General features: G+C 72.6%; 15 protein-coding genes. 8 read left to right on the top strand and 7 right to left on the bottom strand.

Annotated elements, in window-relative coordinates:
* Positions 1–2 precede the first annotated feature (2 nt).
* Positions 3–848 (top strand): collagen-like triple helix repeat-containing protein, encoded by an 846-nt coding sequence (locus tag IH26_RS62300; protein WP_030439789.1) that lies wholly within the window; start codon positions 3–5, stop codon positions 846–848.
* Between the two features lie 396 nt (positions 849–1,244).
* Here IH26_RS62300 and IH26_RS0130920 read toward each other — a convergent pair whose 3' ends face one another.
* From IH26_RS0130920 to IH26_RS0130910, 3 genes are read right to left on the bottom strand one after another with little or no spacing between them, the layout of a single operon-like run.
* Complete coding sequence (locus IH26_RS0130920) at positions 1,245–2,363, bottom strand: magnesium and cobalt transport protein CorA (RefSeq protein ID WP_030439788.1); 1,119 nt, start codon at positions 2,361–2,363, stop codon at positions 1,245–1,247.
* A 49-nt stretch (positions 2,364–2,412) separates the two neighbouring features.
* Positions 2,413–3,150, bottom strand: coding sequence for an ABC transporter permease (locus IH26_RS0130915; RefSeq protein ID WP_030439787.1), 738 nt, complete (start codon positions 3,148–3,150; stop codon positions 2,413–2,415).
* Position 3,151: 1 nt separating this feature from the next.
* Positions 3,152–4,081: an ABC transporter ATP-binding protein gene (locus tag IH26_RS0130910; RefSeq protein ID WP_030439786.1), complete on the bottom strand. Its 930-nt coding sequence runs from the start codon at positions 4,079–4,081 to the stop codon at positions 3,152–3,154.
* A gap of 69 nt (positions 4,082–4,150) precedes the next feature.
* Between IH26_RS0130910 and IH26_RS0130905 the strand changes: the two genes are divergently transcribed.
* From IH26_RS0130905 to IH26_RS0130885, 5 genes are all read left to right on the top strand, one after another.
* A complete protein-coding gene (locus IH26_RS0130905; RefSeq protein ID WP_030439785.1) occupies positions 4,151–5,110 on the top strand; it encodes a helix-turn-helix transcriptional regulator in 960 nt (319 codons plus the stop codon).
* A 202-nt stretch (positions 5,111–5,312) separates the two neighbouring features.
* A complete protein-coding gene (locus tag IH26_RS0130900) occupies positions 5,313–5,879 on the top strand; it encodes a riboflavin biosynthesis intermediates N-glycosidase (protein WP_034216318.1) in 567 nt (188 codons plus the stop codon).
* The gene (locus tag IH26_RS0130895; RefSeq protein ID WP_030439783.1) at positions 5,876–6,718 is read left to right on the top strand and encodes an LLM class flavin-dependent oxidoreductase; all 843 of its coding nucleotides are present in this window, start codon (positions 5,876–5,878) and stop codon (positions 6,716–6,718) included. The genes IH26_RS0130900 and IH26_RS0130895 overlap by 4 nt, the downstream gene beginning before the upstream one ends.
* Positions 6,719–6,813: 95 nt before the next feature.
* Positions 6,814–7,566 (top strand): SGNH/GDSL hydrolase family protein, encoded by a 753-nt coding sequence (locus tag IH26_RS0130890; protein ID WP_030439782.1) that lies wholly within the window; start codon positions 6,814–6,816, stop codon positions 7,564–7,566.
* Between the two features lie 57 nt (positions 7,567–7,623).
* The gene (locus tag IH26_RS0130885) at positions 7,624–9,147 is read left to right on the top strand and encodes a family 20 glycosylhydrolase (protein ID WP_051808791.1); all 1,524 of its coding nucleotides are present in this window, start codon (positions 7,624–7,626) and stop codon (positions 9,145–9,147) included.
* A 1-nt stretch (position 9,148) separates the two neighbouring features.
* On the opposite strand, the gene IH26_RS0130880 is transcribed toward IH26_RS0130885, so the two are convergent.
* Positions 9,149–10,357, bottom strand: coding sequence for a cytochrome P450 (locus IH26_RS0130880; protein ID WP_245665654.1), 1,209 nt, complete (start codon positions 10,355–10,357; stop codon positions 9,149–9,151).
* Positions 10,358–10,504: 147 nt separating this feature from the next.
* On the opposite strand from IH26_RS0130880, the gene IH26_RS54195 reads away from it, so the two are divergent.
* Both IH26_RS54195 and IH26_RS0130870 read left to right on the top strand, forming a co-directional pair.
* The gene (locus IH26_RS54195) at positions 10,505–12,583 is read left to right on the top strand and encodes a M48 family metalloprotease (protein ID WP_051808769.1); all 2,079 of its coding nucleotides are present in this window, start codon (positions 10,505–10,507) and stop codon (positions 12,581–12,583) included.
* Between the two features lie 491 nt (positions 12,584–13,074).
* Positions 13,075–13,599 (top strand): hypothetical protein, encoded by a 525-nt coding sequence (locus IH26_RS0130870; RefSeq protein ID WP_030439778.1) that lies wholly within the window; start codon positions 13,075–13,077, stop codon positions 13,597–13,599.
* Between the two features lie 255 nt (positions 13,600–13,854).
* On the opposite strand, the gene IH26_RS0130865 is transcribed toward IH26_RS0130870, so the two are convergent.
* The 3 genes from IH26_RS0130865 to IH26_RS0130855 form a co-directional block, all read right to left on the bottom strand.
* Positions 13,855–14,847: a helix-turn-helix transcriptional regulator gene (locus IH26_RS0130865; protein ID WP_030439777.1), complete on the bottom strand. Its 993-nt coding sequence runs from the start codon at positions 14,845–14,847 to the stop codon at positions 13,855–13,857.
* Between the two features lie 70 nt (positions 14,848–14,917).
* On the bottom strand, positions 14,918–15,931 hold the full coding sequence (locus tag IH26_RS0130860; RefSeq protein WP_030439776.1) for a hypothetical protein: 1,014 nt from the start codon (positions 15,929–15,931) through the stop codon (positions 14,918–14,920).
* Between the two features lie 14 nt (positions 15,932–15,945).
* Positions 15,946–16,581, bottom strand: coding sequence for a hypothetical protein (locus tag IH26_RS0130855; protein ID WP_030439775.1), 636 nt, complete (start codon positions 16,579–16,581; stop codon positions 15,946–15,948).
* Between the last annotated feature and the right edge of the window lie 173 nt (positions 16,582–16,754).

The raw sequence follows: 16,754 nt of genomic DNA, 5'->3' as shown, positions 1-16,754 counted from the left end.
GGATGAACAACAGTCGGCGTATCGGCGCGATCATGGCCCTCGCCACCGCGACCGTCGGCCTGGCCACGGTGACCGCGACCGCTCCCGCGAGCGCGGCCGAGATCCGCGGGCCGCAGCCGGTCTCCACGTGGCTGCGCGCGGTGCGGGCGCACACCGACAACTGGGTCAACATCAGCTGGCGTACCGACCGGCGCGTCTGCGACGTCCAGGTCCGCGTCGCCGCCCGCAATGTCCAGGTCGACTACTCCGGCCGGGGTCGCTTCGCCACGTTCTCGAACGGCGACACGCTCCGCCCGGGCCGCACCGACATCACCCCGGTCGAGTTGACCGCGCACTACGACCAGGCCGGCGTCGCCCGCCTGCGCACGACGATCTCGTACAACGACTGCTCCAAGCGGGCCCGCATGGAGACTCGGCTCTTCACGCTGTCCCTCCCGGTCCTGCGCAACATGACCCCGCCGGGACACGGCATGCCGGGTCACCCGGGTCACCCGGGTCTGCCGGGCAACCCGGGCCACCCGGGCCTGCCGGGCCACCCTGGCCTGCCGGGCAACCCGGGCCACCCCGGTCAGCCGGGCCACCCCGGTCAGCCCGCCCACCCGGTGGGTCTGCCGGCCCACCCCGCTGTCGCGGTCGCCGCTCAGGGCGCGACCGGCGTGAAGAGCGTCGTGGCCGAGTCCTACAAGCCGGGCAAGCACAAGGGCCACAAGGCGCACAAGACCCACAAGGTCCACAAGACGCACAAGACCCACAAGACCCACAAGACCCACACGACCAACGTGCACAAGCCGGCCAAGCCCGCCAAGCCGGCCGGCCCCACCAAGCCGGCCGGCCCCGTCAAGCACTGAGATCCGATCCGGAAGGCCCCCGGCGAGGTCGCCCCAACTCCGCCCGAATTCGGCGGAAACGGCGCACCTCGCCGCCGGGGCTTCTAGTCTCTGAGAAGTTCCGCGCGCCTACCCGGCGATCCCGTCGCCGCACATATAAAAGGGATGCGCCCGGCCGGCTGGGGGGCAGTACCGGCCGGGCGCAGGTCCTCTTCCGCCGGCGACGCGCGGGCGCCGGCGGAGCCGAGATCCAAAGCTGGTAGGACGAGGTCCAAGCTAGTAACTCGTCGTCACGGCGTGCTACGGCGGACCGGTCGAGCCGGTGACCGCCGTCCGGAGGGGACGAACGATCGGCCGGTGCTTCACCCCGTACGATCGGATGATCTTTGTTGTTTGGGGTGAAGTTGATCGAAGCAGTCACAGCCAGCCCGAGCGCTTGAACCGCCAGTACAGGCCCGCGCAGAGCACGCCCATCAGCGCGACCGAGCCGTAGAAGCCGTACCGCCATTCCAGCTCGGGCATGTGGGTGAAGTTCATGCCGTAGATGCCGGCGATGACCGTGGGCACGGCCGCGATCGCCGCCCACGCCGCGATCATCCGCATGTCGTTGTTCTGGCTCATCGAGATCTGGGCGAGGCGCGCCTGCAGGATCGAGTTGAGCAGGTCGTCGAAGCCGGCCACCCGGTCGACCGCGCGGGCGAGACGTCCGCGTACGTCCGCGAAGTAGGGCAGCAGCCCGGCCGGCATGTCCGGATGGTCGATCAGCCGGCCCAGCGGCTCGGACAGCGGCAGCACCGCCCGCTTGAACTCCACCATCTCCCGTTTGAGCTGGTAGAAGTGGGCGATCTCGGCGGACGGGTGGGTGGCGAAGGTCTCCTCCTCGAGCCGCTCCAGGTCGCGCTCCACCGCGTCGGCGACGGCCAGGTACTCGTCGACCATCCGGTTGGCGATCGCGTACGCCACCGCCCACGGCCCCTCCCGCAGCACCGCCGGGCGTTTCTCCAGGTCCCGGCGCACCGGCCAGAGCGCGCCGGCCGCGCCGTGCCGCACGCTGATCACGAACCAGGGGCCGATCAGCACGGTCACGTCGCCGGTGTCGACCACCTCCGAGGTGGCGGTCAGCTCCTCGTGCTCGACGTAGCGGGCGGTGCGTACCACCAGCCGGGTCACCTCGCCGGTCGGGTCCAGCGCCGGCCGGTGCCCCGCCTCCACGGTCTGCTCGACGACGAGTTCGTGCAGGCCGAACGCCTGGGCGATGGAGCGCATCGTGGCCCGGTCCGGTTCGTGCAGACCCAGCCAGACGTACGTGCCCCGCCGCCGCCGAGCCGCGCGCGCCGCCTCCGCGTAGTGCACCGCGCCGGGCCGCCGGACGCCGGCCGCGTAGAGCGCGCAGTCGACCACGGCATCCGGGTTGTGCCGGCGCTGCTGCGGGGCGGCCCGCTCGGCGCGTGGGGCAATGCCCTCGATGAGCCGCCCGATCGCCCGCGGCAGACGCTCCGTGACCGGAACCGTCCCGCGCCTGCGCAACCCGAACATCCACGACCCCTGTCCCGCATCCGACCGCTGCCCGGACCGACCGTAGCGGTCAGGCGGAGCGTCGCATCGCACGCACGCCGATCAGCAGGCCCAGGGTTCCCACGATGACGGCGGCGAGCAAGCCCTTGATCGTGCTCGAGGCCCACACGTCGCCGGTGAACAGCGCGCGCTCGGCCGCCACCACGTACCGCAGCGGATTCCACGCGCTGAGCGCCCGCAGCCAGCCCGGGCCGCCGTCGAGCGGCAGCAGCACCCCGGCCAGCAGCAGGATCGGGAACAGCACGGTCTGCTGCACCGTCCAGAACAGCCACTCCTGGTGCTTGGAGGCGAGCGCGAGAGTGTACGAGAGCGCGCCGATCCCGACGCAGAACCCGGCCAGGACGACCAGCCCCAGCAGCGCGCCGCCGACGTCGAGCCGGTACCCGAACGGCAGACAGACGACCACGATCAGGGCGGCCTGCGCGACCATCGGCACGATCTCCTTGAGCGCCCGCCCGATCAGCAGCGCGGGCCGGCGCAGCGGGGTGACCAGCATCCGCTCATGGGAACCGGTCTGCATCTCGAACAGCAGGTTCGAGCCGGTCATCGAGGCCGCGAACAGGCAGGACATGACCACGATGCCGGGCACGAACCAGCGCAGCGAATCGGTGCCGGGCAGCAGCGGCGCGAACAGCGCCAGGAACACCAGCGGCTGCACCATCGAGATCACGATGGTGAACGGCTGGCGCAGGGTGGGCCGCAGCTCGCGGCTGAACACGGTAGCGGTGTCGGTGATCATCCCGGTCATCTCAGGCTCCAACTTCTCGCAGGCTTCGGCCGGTGAGCTGCAGAAACACGTCGTCGAGCGTCGGGCGGGTGACCTCGACCGATGCCGCCGGCACGCCGGCGGAGCGCAGATCTTCGAGCATCCCGGGCGCCTGCCGCGGCCCACCCTCCGTGCGGATCCTCAATTCCTTGCCGTACGCGACCCCGCGCCCCGAAAGCACGATGGCGGCCTTTTCGGCCTCGTCCTCGGTGTCGAAACCGAACCGGATCGTGTCCCCCACGTGCTCGGCCTTGAGCCGGGCCGGGGTGTCGTCCGCGATGATCCGCCCGTGATCCACCACGATCACCCGCTCGGCCATCGAGTCGGCCTCGTCCAGGTAGTGCGTGGTCAGCACGATGGTGGTGCCGTGCTCGGCCCGCAGCCGCAGGATGTGCTCCTGCAGGTTGGCCCGGTTCTGCGGATCGAGCCCGGTGGACGGCTCGTCCAGGAAGAGGAGCGCCGGCGAGTGGATCAGCCCCATCGCGATGTCCAGCCGCCGCCGCTGCCCGCCGGAGAGCGTCGCCACCGTCCGGTCGGCCACCTCGGCCAGGTCGAGCGAGTCGATCAGCTCCGCGGCCCGCCGCCGGGCGTCGCGCACGTTCATCCCGTACGCCCGGCCCTGGCTGATCAGTTCGTCGCGCCCGCGCTGGCTGTGCCCGGCGCCGTTGCCCTGCCCGATGTACCCGATCCGCAGCCGCACGTCCCGCTGCCTGCGGACCACGTCGAAGCCGGCCACGCTGGCGGTGCCGGCGGTGGGCGGGATCAGCGTGGTGAGCATCCGCAGCGTGGTCGACTTGCCCGCGCCGTTCGGCCCGAGCAGCGCCACGAGCTCGCCCCGCGCCACCGTGAGATCGATGCCGTCGACGGCCCGCACGTTCTTGAAGTGTTTGGTCAGTCCTCGCGTCTCGATCATCTCCATGCCTTCCACGCTAGAGTTCGTTGCGGACAGTTTCTGACCTCAATGCGGCGGAGTCTGAGTTTCATGGCGAACACAAGTGCCCGGATGCTGCGGCTGCTGTCCCTCCTGCAGACCCACCGCTACTGGCCCGGCGGCGAACTGGCGGACCGCCTGGAGGTCAGCCCCCGAACCCTCCGCCGCGACGTGGACCGCCTGCGCGACCTCGGCTACCCGGTCGACGCCACGCGCGGCGTGGCCGGCGGCTACCAGCTCCAGGCCGGCGCCGCGGTGCCCCCGCTCCTGCTCGACGACGACGAGGCGGTGGCGATCGCGGTGGGCCTGCGCACCGCCGCGGCCGGCGCGGTGGCCGGCTTCGAGGAGACGTCGGTACGCGCCCTCGCCAAGGTCATCCAGCTGCTCCCGCCCCGGCTCCGCAAGCGCATCGACGCCCTCCGAGCCGTGACCACGCCGGGCGTCTTCGGCGGCGGCCCCACCCTCGACGCCGGCGCCCTGACGACGCTTGCCCTGGCCACCCGGGGCGAGGAACGCCTCCGCTTCACCTACGCCCCGCGCGACGGCGACTCCTCGACCCGGCACGTCGAGCCGCATCGGCTCGTGCCGCTCGGCCGTCGCTGGTACCTCATCGCCTGGGACCTCGACCGAGGCGACTGGCGGAGCTTCCGGGTCGACCGCTTGGCCGACCCGGCCCCGACCGGCGCCCGCTTCCGCCCGCGCGACATCCCCGGCGGTGACCCGGTCGCCTGGCTGCGCTCCCGGATAGCCGCCATCCCCAACCGCCACGACGTCTCGGTCACGCTGCAGACCCCGCCGGCCCGGGTGCGGTCGGTGGTCGGCCACTGGGCCACGGTCGAGCCCCTGCCGGACGACCCGGCCGCCTGCCGCCTCCGCATGAGCGTCGACGACCTCACCTGGCCCGTCATGATCCTCGGCGTGATGGGCGTCCCCTTCACGATCGAGTCCCCACCCGAACTACGCGACCAGGCCCGAGCCGCCGCCGAGGCACTCCTGCGCGGCGCCGCCTGACCGCACCACCAAGGCAGCGTCGCGAAGGACCGCCCCACGGCCCTTTGGACGGGTCGGCGCCCCCGTGGCGCCGACCCGCACGAAGAAGCTATCGGTGGCCTACGACATTTTCGGCCGCTCTCTAAGCTGCTGCTTATATAAGAATCAGCGAATTTCTCCGGCCCCCGAAACCGAGCTGCGTACCCCGCGCCCCACCCGCAGAATGGACGCCGTGAACCCGCCCCCGAGCTCGACAAACGACCTCCTGGCCGCCCCCGGCCGCCACAAGTTCCTGCTGTTCTGGGGCCACCGGCCGCAGCGGGACGGCAGCATCGGCGCCGGCTGCCTCAGTCAGTGGTGGCCCGCCGAGTTCACCGTGGACGGTGTCCGGTTCCGCTCCGCCGAGCACTACATGATGTGGCGCAAGGCCGAGCTCTTCGGCGACCGGGCCTCCGCCGAGTGCATCGTCGCCGCCGGCCACCCGCGCGATGCCAAGATCCTGGGCCGCGGCGTGACGAACTTCGACGAGCAGGCCTGGGTGGACAACCGCTTCGAGATCGTCACCGACGCGAGCCGGCACAAGTTCGGGCAAAATCCCGCGCTCCGCGACTGGCTCGTCGGCACCGGCGACCGCGTGCTGGTCGAGGCGAGCCCGACCGACGGGGTCTGGGGCATCGGCCTGGCCGCCACCGACGAGCGCGCCACCGACCCGGCCCGATGGCGCGGCCTCAACCTGCTCGGCTTCGCCCTCATGCGCGCCCGCCACGAATGGCAGAGTGAGCTTCCATGACCACCATCGGCGCCATCTCGCTGCCCCAGAATCCGCCGGAGAGCCTGCGCACCATCGCCCGCGCCGCCGACCGGGCCGGCCTCGAGGAGCTCTGGCTCTGGGAGGACTGCTTCCTCGCCGGCGGCGTCTCGGCCGCCGCCGCGGCCCTGGCCTGGACCGACCGCCTGAAGGTCGGCATCGGCATCATGCCGGTCCCGTTCCGGAACGTCGCGCTCACCGCCATGGAAATCGCCACCCTGGCCCGCATCTCCGGGGGCCGCGCGCTGCCGGGCATCGGACACGGCGTACCGGAATGGATGGGTCAGGTCGGAAGTCGCGCGGCGTCGCCGCTCACGCTCCTCCGGGAGTACGCGACCGCCCTGCGTGCCCTGCTTCGCGGCGAGGAGGTCACCGCCAAGGGCCGCTACGTGAACCTCGACGCGGTCAAGCTGGACTGGCCGCCCGCCGAGGCCCCGCCCCTGTACGTCGGCTCGACCGGCCCGAAGACGCTGGCCCTGGGTGGCGAGGTCGGCGACGGCACGATCCTCACCGGCGGCACCTCGCCCGAAGGGGTCGCCGCGGCGAAGACCCACATCGCCGCCCAGGCCCCGCACGAACTGGTCGTCTTCGTCCCGGCCGCCTTCGGTCCGGGCGCCACCGAGCGGCTGAGAGAACAGCAGCAGCGGTACGGCATCGACGTGCCCGGCGTCTCCGGCACGCCCGCGGAGATGGCCGCCGGCCTGCGCGAGTTCGTCGAGGCCGGTGCGACCAAGCTGATTCTGCAGCCCACCCCCGACGATCCCGACCCGGCCGGGTTCGTCCGCCAGGTCGCCGAGGAGATCAGCCCATTGTTCGCCTGATCGCGCGGCCGGGCGATCTGAGTCACGACCATGCCTTCCCGAACGCAACCGTTCGGTAACCTCGCCCGGGAGCACCGGGTAGGAGGAACGAAGTGATGCGGTACGTGGCGATCGGGGACAGCTTCACCGAGGGCCTCGGCGACCCGATGCCGGACGGCACGCAGCGGGGCTGGGCCGATCTCGTCGCCGCCGGCTTGGCGTCGAGCGAGAAGCAGACCATCCAGTACGCCAATCTCGCCATCCGCGGCCGCCTGCTCGAGCCGATCGTCACCGAGCAGCTCGACGCGGCGCTCTCGCTCGACCCGAAGCCCACGCTGCTCTCCCTGAACGGCGGCGGCAACGACATGATGCGCCCGGGCAGCGACATGTCCCACCTGGTCACGCTCACCGAGCGGGCGCTGCGGCGGTGCGCCGACGCGGGCGTGCGGGTGCTGCTGCTCAGCGGCGCCGACCCGTCCGAGCGCCTGCCGTTCGGCAGCATGATGCGCCGCCGCGGCGAGATGCTCACCGAGGCGATCCGGCCGTTCGCCGACCGCTTCGACCTGACCTTCGTCGACGTCTTCCACGACCGGGAGATCCGCCGGGGCGCGTACTGGTCGCCGGACCGCCTGCACCTCAACGCGGCCGGCCACCGCCGGGTCGCCGGCCTGGTGCTGACCGCGCTCGGCCACCCGACCGAGGCGCACGTGATCGACCCGGGCCCGGAGGAGCCGCGCAAGGTGCTGGCCGAGGCCCGCTACTACCGCGAGCACGTCCTGCCCTGGGTCAACCGGCGCCTGCGCGGCAACTCGTCCGGCGACGCCCGCACCGGCAAGTACCTGGACTGGGTCTCGATCGAGGCGGCCTAGATCGTTTCCTGGTGGGCAGGCCGAGCCGAACGTACGACCCGCGAGGTCGTGATCTACATGGAAAGACAGTTTAGAGTTTCTCGCGTGCAGCCACTCACCAGGCAACTCGGCGATGTGATCCCCCTTCCGGTCTCGGTGCGGCCGGATCCCGCCGCGAATTTCCCCATCTCCACCCATCTGTCCGTGAGCGCTCCCACGGAGGCGGCGGACATCGCCGAGCAGCTGGCCGAGCTGCTGCGGCACGCCACCGGCCGCCCGGTCTCCCGAACGAGCGGCGAGGACGAGGAAGCGGCCTCGTTCCGGATCCTCCTCGACGGGTACGACAAAAACCCGGACGACCGGAACGGCACGGCCGCCGAGGCGTACGGGCTGGAAATCAACTCGGAGACCGTGACCCTGCGCGCCGGCAGCAACCAGGGTCTCTTCGCGGCGTTGCAAACGCTGCGGCAGCTCCTGCCGGAGGAGCCGGCGGACGAGATCGTCCTGCCCGGCGGCCGGATCGAGGACGAGCCCCGATTCGCCTACCGCGGCACGATGCTCGACCTGGCCCGGCACTACTTCGAGCCGGCCGACATCCGCTCGTTCATCGACGCGATCGCCCAGCTGAAGATCAACCACCTGCACCTGCACCTGACCGACGACCAGGGCTGGCGGCTGGAGATCCCCGGCTGGCCGCGGCTCACCGAGATCGGCGGCGGGCCGGGTACCGGTGTGGACGGCGCCGGGCCGGGCTTCCTGACCATTCCGGAGTACGCCGACCTGGTCGCCTACGCGGCCGCGCGCTACATCACGATCGTCCCCGAGATCGACCTGCCCGGCCACGTGAACGTCGTGCAGGTCGCCTACCCCGAGCTCACCGCCGACGGGCAGCCGGTGCCGCCGCGCACCGACGCCGAGGTCGGCTACAGCTCGCTGGTGGCCGGCAAGGAGGAGACGTACACGTTCGTCGAGGACGTCATCCGCGTGGTCAGCGACCTCACCCCCGGCCCCTACCTGCACATCGGCGGCGACGAGGCGTTCTCCACCCCGCCCGAGGACTACCGCACGTTCCTCAACCGGGTCCTCCCGCTGGCCGGCAAGTACGGCAAGCGGGCGATCGGCTGGCACGAGATCGCCGCGGTCGACCTGCCGCCGACCGCGATCCCGCAGTACTGGCGGATCGAGCCGGCCGACGGCGGCGTGGCCAAGGCGGCGGCGGCCGGCCACCAGGTGATCATGTCGCCGGCCGACCGCGCCTATCTGGACATGAAGTACGACCAGGACAGTCCGCTCGGCCTCGACTGGGCCGGCGTGGTCGGCGTCGAGCGCTCGTACGACTGGGATCCGGCCGACCGGCTGCCCGGCGTCGGCGAGGAGTCACTGCTCGGCGTCGAGGCCCCGCTCTGGTCGGAAACCCTGCGCTCGCTGGCCGACGTGCAGTTCATGGCCTTCCCCCGGCTGGCCGCGATCGCCGAGATCGGCTGGACCCCGCGCGCCGACCGCGAGTGGCGCTCGTTCCGGGCGCGGCTGGCCGCCTTCGGGCCGCGCTGGACCGCCCAGGGCATCAACTATTATCGATCACCGGAGATCGACTGGGCGTGACTCAGGGCACCACGATGCGCGGGCCACTGCCGACCCGGGCGGGGATTCGGGCGAGGTCGATCGTCAGGTCCTGCGGCGGCAGGTAGTACTCGAGCCGGGCCAGCCGCTGCGCCAGCGTGCCGAGCACCGCGACGGTGATCTGCTCGCCCGGGCAGCGGTGCCCGGTCCGCGGGTCGCCGCCGCCCTGCGGGATCAGCTCGTACTCGCCGATCGGCCGGCCCAGGAAGCGCTCCGGGCGGAACTCGTACGGCTCCGGCCAGACCCGCGGATCGTGGTGCTGGCCGTAGACGTCGAGCAGCACCGTCGTGCCCCGCGGGATGTCGGTGCGCTGGAAGAACAGGTCGCGCGCCGCGCGCCCGCCGAGGAACGGCGCGAACGGGTAGAACCGGCGCACCTCGTGCACGAACGCCGCGGTGTACTCGTCCGACTCGGCGATCTTGGCGCGCGTCTCCGGCCACCTCTCCATGGCGTGCGCCGCGAACGAGACCAGCCAGGTCACCGCGGTCGCCGGCCGGATGATGTTGATGAGCTCGACCGCCGCGGTGTGCGCGTCGAGCGGGTGACCGTCGGCCGTGTGGTGCGCGATCGCGGACAAGGCGCTCGGCGCCGGGTCCTCCCGGCGTACCTCCTCGATCAGCCGTGTCAGGCGACGCTCGCGCCGCCCGCGAGCCAGCCGCGCCCACACCTGCCGCGTGCCGAGCGCCCCGAACCCGTCGATCATGGCGAGGAGATCCATGGCCAGGGCGGTCCGGTCACTCTGCTCTTGCGGTACGCCGCACCACTCGGCCGCCGAATCCGCCAGGACCAAGGCCGTCTCGTCGAACAGCGAGATCTCGCCGGCGCCCCGCCAGCGGTCGGCCGCCTCGTCGAACGCCACCCCGGCCAGCTTGGCCAGGCCCTCCACGCCGTCACCCATCAGCAGTGCCACGAAGAGTGCCTTGCGCAGCTCGTGCGCCCGGCCGTCGAGGGTGTGCACCCCGCCCCGGCCGAACAGCGTGTCGAGCACCGGCCCGGGGATCGCGTCGTGCCGCTCGACGGTCCCGGCCTCGTAGAAGAAACGGGCCGCGGTCGGGCCGCCGATCGCTACCGCCGGCCGGCCCAGCAACCGCATCGGTACCGGCTGCCCATGACTGCGCCGGCGCAGATCCGGCAGCCAGGCGTACCCCTTGATCGCGAGGGCGAGGGATTGTTCGCGCCGAGTCATGGCCATCCGTATTCCCTCTCGTGACTGCGCGACACCGGCGCAACAAGACTTCCTTAATTCTTCCCGCCACCGGACTCGGCGTCTGGGTTTTCTGTCGGTGGCCCGCTCTACGCTTGCCCCCTGTCCTGTTCCCTTCGGGCCGGAGGTTTCCCGGTGCGCGACGGCAAGCGCGCGGCGTTCTCCGCCGCCACGTTCGCCGGCTTCCTGCTGGTCGCCTGGCTGCAGGTGGTCGTGGCGTTGCTGGTCGTGGCCGCGGTGCTGACCGCGCTGCCCGGCCCGGCGGCCATCCGGGTCGCGTTCCCGCTGGTGATCGCCACCGCGGGCCTGCTGTGGTGGGCCACCGTGCGAGCCCTGCGGCTGCGCCGCCCGGCCCCGGCCGGCGTGCCGGTGACCAGGGCGGATGCGTCGGCCCTCTGGCAGCTGGTCGATGCCGCCGCGGCGGCGGCCGGCGTGCGCCCGCCCGATGGGCTGACCGTGGTGGCCGGGGCGACCGTCGCGCTGACCGAGCGGGTCCGGCTGACCGGGCTGCTCGGCGGCCGTCGCGAGCTGTTCCTCGGCCTGCCGCTGCTGCTGGCGTGGGACGAGCCGCGGCTGCGGGCCGCGGTGGCGCACGAGTTGGCGCACGGCACGCCACGGCTGGGCCGGTTCGCCCCGATGGCGTACCGGGGGCGGGCCGCCCTGACCCGCATCGTGCCGCGCATCCCGCGGCGCAGCCCGGCCGGCCCGGTCCTCCGGGCGTATGCGGCCTGGTATCGCCGTCGCGATGCCCCCTTCGCCGCCGAGCAGGAGCGGGCCGCCGACCGCGTCGCCGCCGAGTTCGCCGGTGGCCGGGCCGCCGCCGAGGTGCTGCGCGACGCCCCCGCGCTCGACGGCATGCAGCAGCTGTTCCACGCCGAATACCTGAGCCCCGGCTGGCAGGCCGGCCACGTGCCGGATGACGTGTTCGGCGGCTTCCTGCGGGTGCTGGCCGCCCGGGCGGAGGAGATGGCGCTGCTGCGCGCCCGCGAGCCCGAGCCGCCGGGGGAGTGGGATCCGCATCCCCCGCTCGCCGAGCGGCTCGCCGCCCTGATCGCGGTGACCGACGAGGGGCCCGAGCCGGCCGAGCGGCCGTCCGCCGGCGACCTGGTGCCCGACCTGCCCGGCCTAGGGCGCGCGCTGCAGGCGGTCGCGTTCCCGCCGGCCGGGCGCACGGTGCTGTCCTGGGAACAGTTCTTCGACGCGGCCCGGCTGGCCGAAATGGAACGGGAGGCCGACGCCTCGTTGCGAGCGATCTCCCGGGTGGCCGGCGTCCCGGTAGCGGGTCCCGCCGAGGTGCTCGACCTGGCCGCCGACGGCCGGCTCCGCAAGATCGCCGAGACGGTCTTCGACGCCCGCCCGTCCCGGGAGACGCCGGCCGCGCCGACCCAGGCTGCGGCAGCGTCGGCCGGGGCGACGCAAGTTGCGGCGGTGGCGGCAGCGACGCATGCCGGGGCGACGCGGGCTGCTGCGACGCGGGCGGGAGCGACGCCGGCAGGGGCGGCGCCGGACGAGGTGGCGCTGGCTGTGGGGACGCCGGACGAGGAGACGACCGCCCGGATCGTCGACCTGATCGCCCTGCTGCTGGCGCTGGCCGCGCTGCACGGTGGGGTGGCCCGCTGGCGGCACAGCTGGACCGGCACGGCCGAGCTGGTCGCCATTGACGGCAGCCACCTCGACGTGGTCGGGCCGGCCGAGCTCGCCGCCGACCCGGCCACGGTCGGCGAGGCCCGCGAGCGGCTCGCGGCGCTCGGTATCGACCTGGCCGCCGCCGGCCCGTCCGCCGCCGCCCGGCCCGCGACCCGGGTGCCGGTGATCGGCGGGGTGGTCAACGTGCTGGTCGACGGCGTACGCACCGATCTGCTGGTGGTGGAGACCGGCCTGGTGCTGATGCCCGGGCTGCCCCGCTCCCGGGCCGGCGAGGCGAAACGCCGGCTGAACCGGCTGGCCACCGACGGCATCCTCGCCGACGGCCGGGCGGCTCGGCCGGAGTCCGATGGGGCGCCCACGGCAGCGGCCGGGCCGGGGGAGCGCCGGTTCGTTCCGTTCACCGACGTGGCCGGGGCCTCCGCGAGCCGCAACGGGCGCCGCTCCTGGGAGATGAACCTCCGCGACGGCGGCACGCTGAGCGTCCGCACCGCCCTCGACTCCGACGAGTTGCCCGGCGGCTGGACGGCGCTCGACGACGCCGTGTCCTTCCTCACCAGCACCCGCTGACGCAGCAGCACCCGCTGAGGCACCGGCACGCGTTGAGGCACCGGCACCCGCCTCACGAGCGCCCGGTGAAGCGGTGGAACGCGCCTCACGAGCGCCCGGTGAAGCGGTGGAACGCGCCTCATGAGCGCCCGCTGAAGCAGCGGAATGCGCCTCACGAGTGCGCGCTGAAGTAAGCGGCACGCGCCTGAACGAGCGCCCGCTGAAGCACCGGCACGCCCGGAACTGGGCCCTGGCTGAGTCGTTGCTGCGGATTCGGCCACGATTCGGGAACGAACGCATACTGCGCGTAAACCGGCATTCGTCGTAGTGAACCCTCTGACCTGCGGATCCGTCAGCAAGAGTAGGTGCGTCTCATCCGCGACGAATGAGCTACGGACTGATCACCTTGAGTCACAATAGCCTCAGTGGTTGTTCGCTTGCCGTTTCCGGAAATGGGTAGTAGACGCCGGGGGCGCAGCCGGATGATCAGGCTTGACACGGGGGAGGTCACCATGGATCGGGGACCCGCGGCGCTCTTCGGGGCGATCGTCGCGGTCGGACTGGGTCCGGCGATGTGGTTGGGGGTTCGCCTCGGCGCGGTCGACACCACGCCGGCGCGGCCGCCGGTCGTGGGCGAGCACACGGCCGGTCCGGAACAACTGGTCGGCGGCTCGGGCGCCGGCGACAGCCCGCTCGGCGGGGACCAGACCGTCAAGGCCACACCGCGCGCCACGGTGCTGCGGCTGACCGAGTCGCCGTCGCCGAGGGCACACACCAGGAAGGCGTCGCCGACGCCCACCCAGATCACGTCGACGCCGACGGTCTCGGCCTCGCCGTCCGGCACCGGCGGCCCGTCGACCCCGCCGACCGAGTCCACCGGCGGCCCGTCGACGCCGCCGACCGAATCAACCACCCAGCCGACCCCGCCACCACCCTCGCCGCCGACCACGACGGCCCCGGGCACCGGGTCGTCCACCGGCACGACCAGCGGCGACTCGGGCTACACCGGCGGCATCGCAGCAGGCGGCCCCGCCTAGCACCCGCAGCGACCCGACCCGACGTGTCAGGTGTGCGTCGGCGCAGCGCGCCCCGTCATCGAGGGCGGCCCGCACCGCCGACCACGCGCGTCGGGCCGGTCTCGAACGCGCGCCGGGACAAGTCTGCTCGCGGCCGCCGGTCTGGCGCGTGGCCGGGCGGTCTCGCGGGAGCGGCCCGGTGTGGCGTGCGGCGGGGCGGTCTCGCGGGCGCGGCCCGGTGTGGCGTGCGGCGGGGCGGTCTCGCGGGCGCGGGAATCACGGTGTCTCGGCGAGGGCGGACAGATATGTCGCGGCCAGCCCGCGGGCCGTGGCGGCGAAGCGATCGCGCAGCTCGGCCGGCGCCAGCACCTCGGCCTCGTCGCCGAGCTTGAGCAGTTCGATGTGTCCTTGTTTGATGGACTCGATGGGGACGGTGGTGATCAGCCAGCCGTCCTCATCGGGTCGTCCGGCCAGCTCGCGGGCGGTGCGGGACATCTCCGGCGGGAAGACGAACGCCATCATCCGCAGCGCCGACTCGGTCATCCGTACCGTCGCGGTCGAGGTGTAGACGCTGCGCTCGTACCGCTCGGCCCAGTCCTGCCAGAAGGCCGCCAGGTCGAAGCCGGCGGGTCGCTCGGCCGCCCCCGCCAGCACCTCGGCCTCGAGAATGTTCGACACCCGGTAGGCCGTGACCCGCTCCCGGGACGTGGCCACCAGATACCACCGGCCGGCCTTGAGCACCACGCCGAGCGGGTGCAGCGTGCGGGTGACCTCGCGCGGCGCCTTCCACCGCCGGTACCGGACCTCCAGCAGGCGGCCGCTCCACACCGCCTCGGCCACCGTGGACAGGTAGGGGGTCGGCTCGTCGCCGCGGAACCAGCCGGGAGCGTCGAGGTGGAACCTTTCCCGTACGCGATCGGCCCGGTCGGCCAGCTCGCCCGGCAGCGACGCGCGCAGCTTGAGCTCGGCGGCGGCCAGCACCGAGCCGAGGCCCAGCTCGGCGGCCGGCCCCGGCATGCCGGCCAGGAACAGCGTGCCCGCCTCGTCGCCGGTCATCCCGGTGAGCCGGGTGCGGTAGCCGTCGAGCAGCTGATAGCCGCCGGCCGGCCCGCGGTCGGCGTAGATCGGCACCCCTGCCGAGCCGAGCGACTCGACATCCCGATACACCGTACGGATCGAGACCTCGAGCTCGTCGGCCAGCTCGCGCGCGGTCATCCGCCCCCGGGTCTGCAGCAGCAGGAGGAGCGAGACGAGACGTCCGGCGCGCATGTCCGCACGGTAGCCGCCGGGTACGACGAAAGGGGAGCCGCCACGGCTCCCCTTTCGTGGTTCGTGCTGGTCAGAGCGCGGACAGGCGGTTGAGCAGATCGCGGTAGCTACGCAGCTGGACCCGGAGCTGCTCGGTGTCCTCCGAGTCGCCGCCGAGCGCGTCCTTCTGCGCCCGTAGCGCCTCGGTCACCTTGTCCACGGCCTCGCCGACCAGGGCGGCGGCGTCGGCGGTCGCCTCCTTGGGGCTGTCCACGAAGCGCAGCTGGATATCCCGGAACCGGTCGGCGAACGAGTCGCCGTCGGTGAAGAGCCGATCGAGCGGCGGCGCGTCCACACTCCCCGGCGCCGAGGGGGCGGCGGCCGCGACCGGCGCCTCGGCCACGCCCCGGCGCGCCGCCGGGTCCGACCCGTCGGACCCGTCGGACGTGCCGGAGTCGTCCGTCCCGGTGGCGAGGGGCTCGCCGGTGGCCGGCTCGACCGCCTGCGGGCTGTCGAAGGTGCCCTCGTCCTTGACCGCCTGCTCCTCGACCGGCTCGTCGGTCACGTCCCGCCGCGCCGCCGGTTCCGACTCATCGGATTTGTCGGATTCGTCAGAGTCGTCGGTTCCGGTGGCGAGGGGCTCGCCGGTGGCCGGCTCGACTGCCTGCGGGCTGTCGAAGGTGCCCTCGTCCCGAACCGGGCTGTCCGCCCGGTCCTCGGTCTCGACCGTTCCGTCCGGGTGGTACGTCGTGACGGTCGCCGGCTCGTCGGGCAAGTCGTGCTCGTCGCGCCGACTGGCCGGCTCCTCGTCCGTCCCGTCCCGGCGCGCCTCGTCGGCGAGTTGGTCATCCGGGCTGCCGGCCTCGGTGTCGGTGCCGGTGGACGCAGTGTCGGGGGCCGACGTGTCCGTGCCGGACGCCGGGTCGGCATGCCGCGGCCCGTCGGTCTCGGTGCTGGCCGGCTCGGTGGTAGTCGGCTCGGTGCTCCACGGCGAGCCGGCCCGCTGCTGCGGCACCGTCACCGGATCGGAGGTCACCACATCGCTGTGGTCCCGGCCGTACGGCTCGTCGGAGTTCTCTTTGGCGTCGTTGGAGAAGAACTTCATGGTCGATGACTCCCTCAGCGGCTGGTATCGGTGGCGGCGTCGGTGTCGGTCGCCCTACGGGGAGCGGGCGCCGGCTCATCGTCAGGCTCGGATGTAGTAGTACCAGGAGTCGTCGATACGGGGTCAGTCCCCAGCAGATCGGCGAACAGCGCCCGATAGTGCACGAGCGCCTGCCGCAGGTCCTCGGTGCTGGCCTGACCGGCCGCGTTGCGCTCGCTGATCGCGTGCGCCTCACGGTAGTGCTGCAGCGTGTTGGCGTGCTCGACGGAGAGGTCGGCGAGCCGCTCGTCGTACTCGGCGGTGGGGTAACCGCGCTCGGTGATCAGCCGGGTGACCAGCTCGTCGGCGGTGCCGACCGCCTCGGCCGGGGTGTCCACGAACTGGATCTGCACCTCCTCCCAGGCGGCGCGGTACCGCTGCTGGGACTCTGGGCTGAGCTCCTTCAGCTCCAGCTCGGCGTGCCTCTTCTCGCGCTCGCGCAGTTCCTTCTCGGCCTCGGTACGGTTGCCGGTGTCGGCCACCACGCGGTCGTACTCGGGCCCGAAGGTGCTCTGCAGCTTCTTACGGCGTCCGGCCTGCACGCCGTACACGATCGCGGCGATGATCACCAGGACGACGATGATCAGGACGATGGTGAGTGTGGGGGACATCGGTCTCCTCCTTCTTCATTCCCGGTATTCCCACGCACCGTGGTCCGTCAATCCCCTTTGGTATGACCCGTCGAAAATGGGGAGATCAACCGGGGCTGTCGCATGGCCGACTTCACGGGTTCCCTGGACAATTAGGGCAGACCGCCCATATATCGGCCGCTCGGGTGGTAGCT

Source organism: Actinoplanes subtropicus (assembly GCF_000721705.1).
GTDB classification, from domain to species: domain Bacteria; phylum Actinomycetota; class Actinomycetes; order Mycobacteriales; family Micromonosporaceae; genus Actinoplanes; species Actinoplanes subtropicus.
This window is presented reverse-complemented; position numbering and strand designations above follow the sequence as displayed.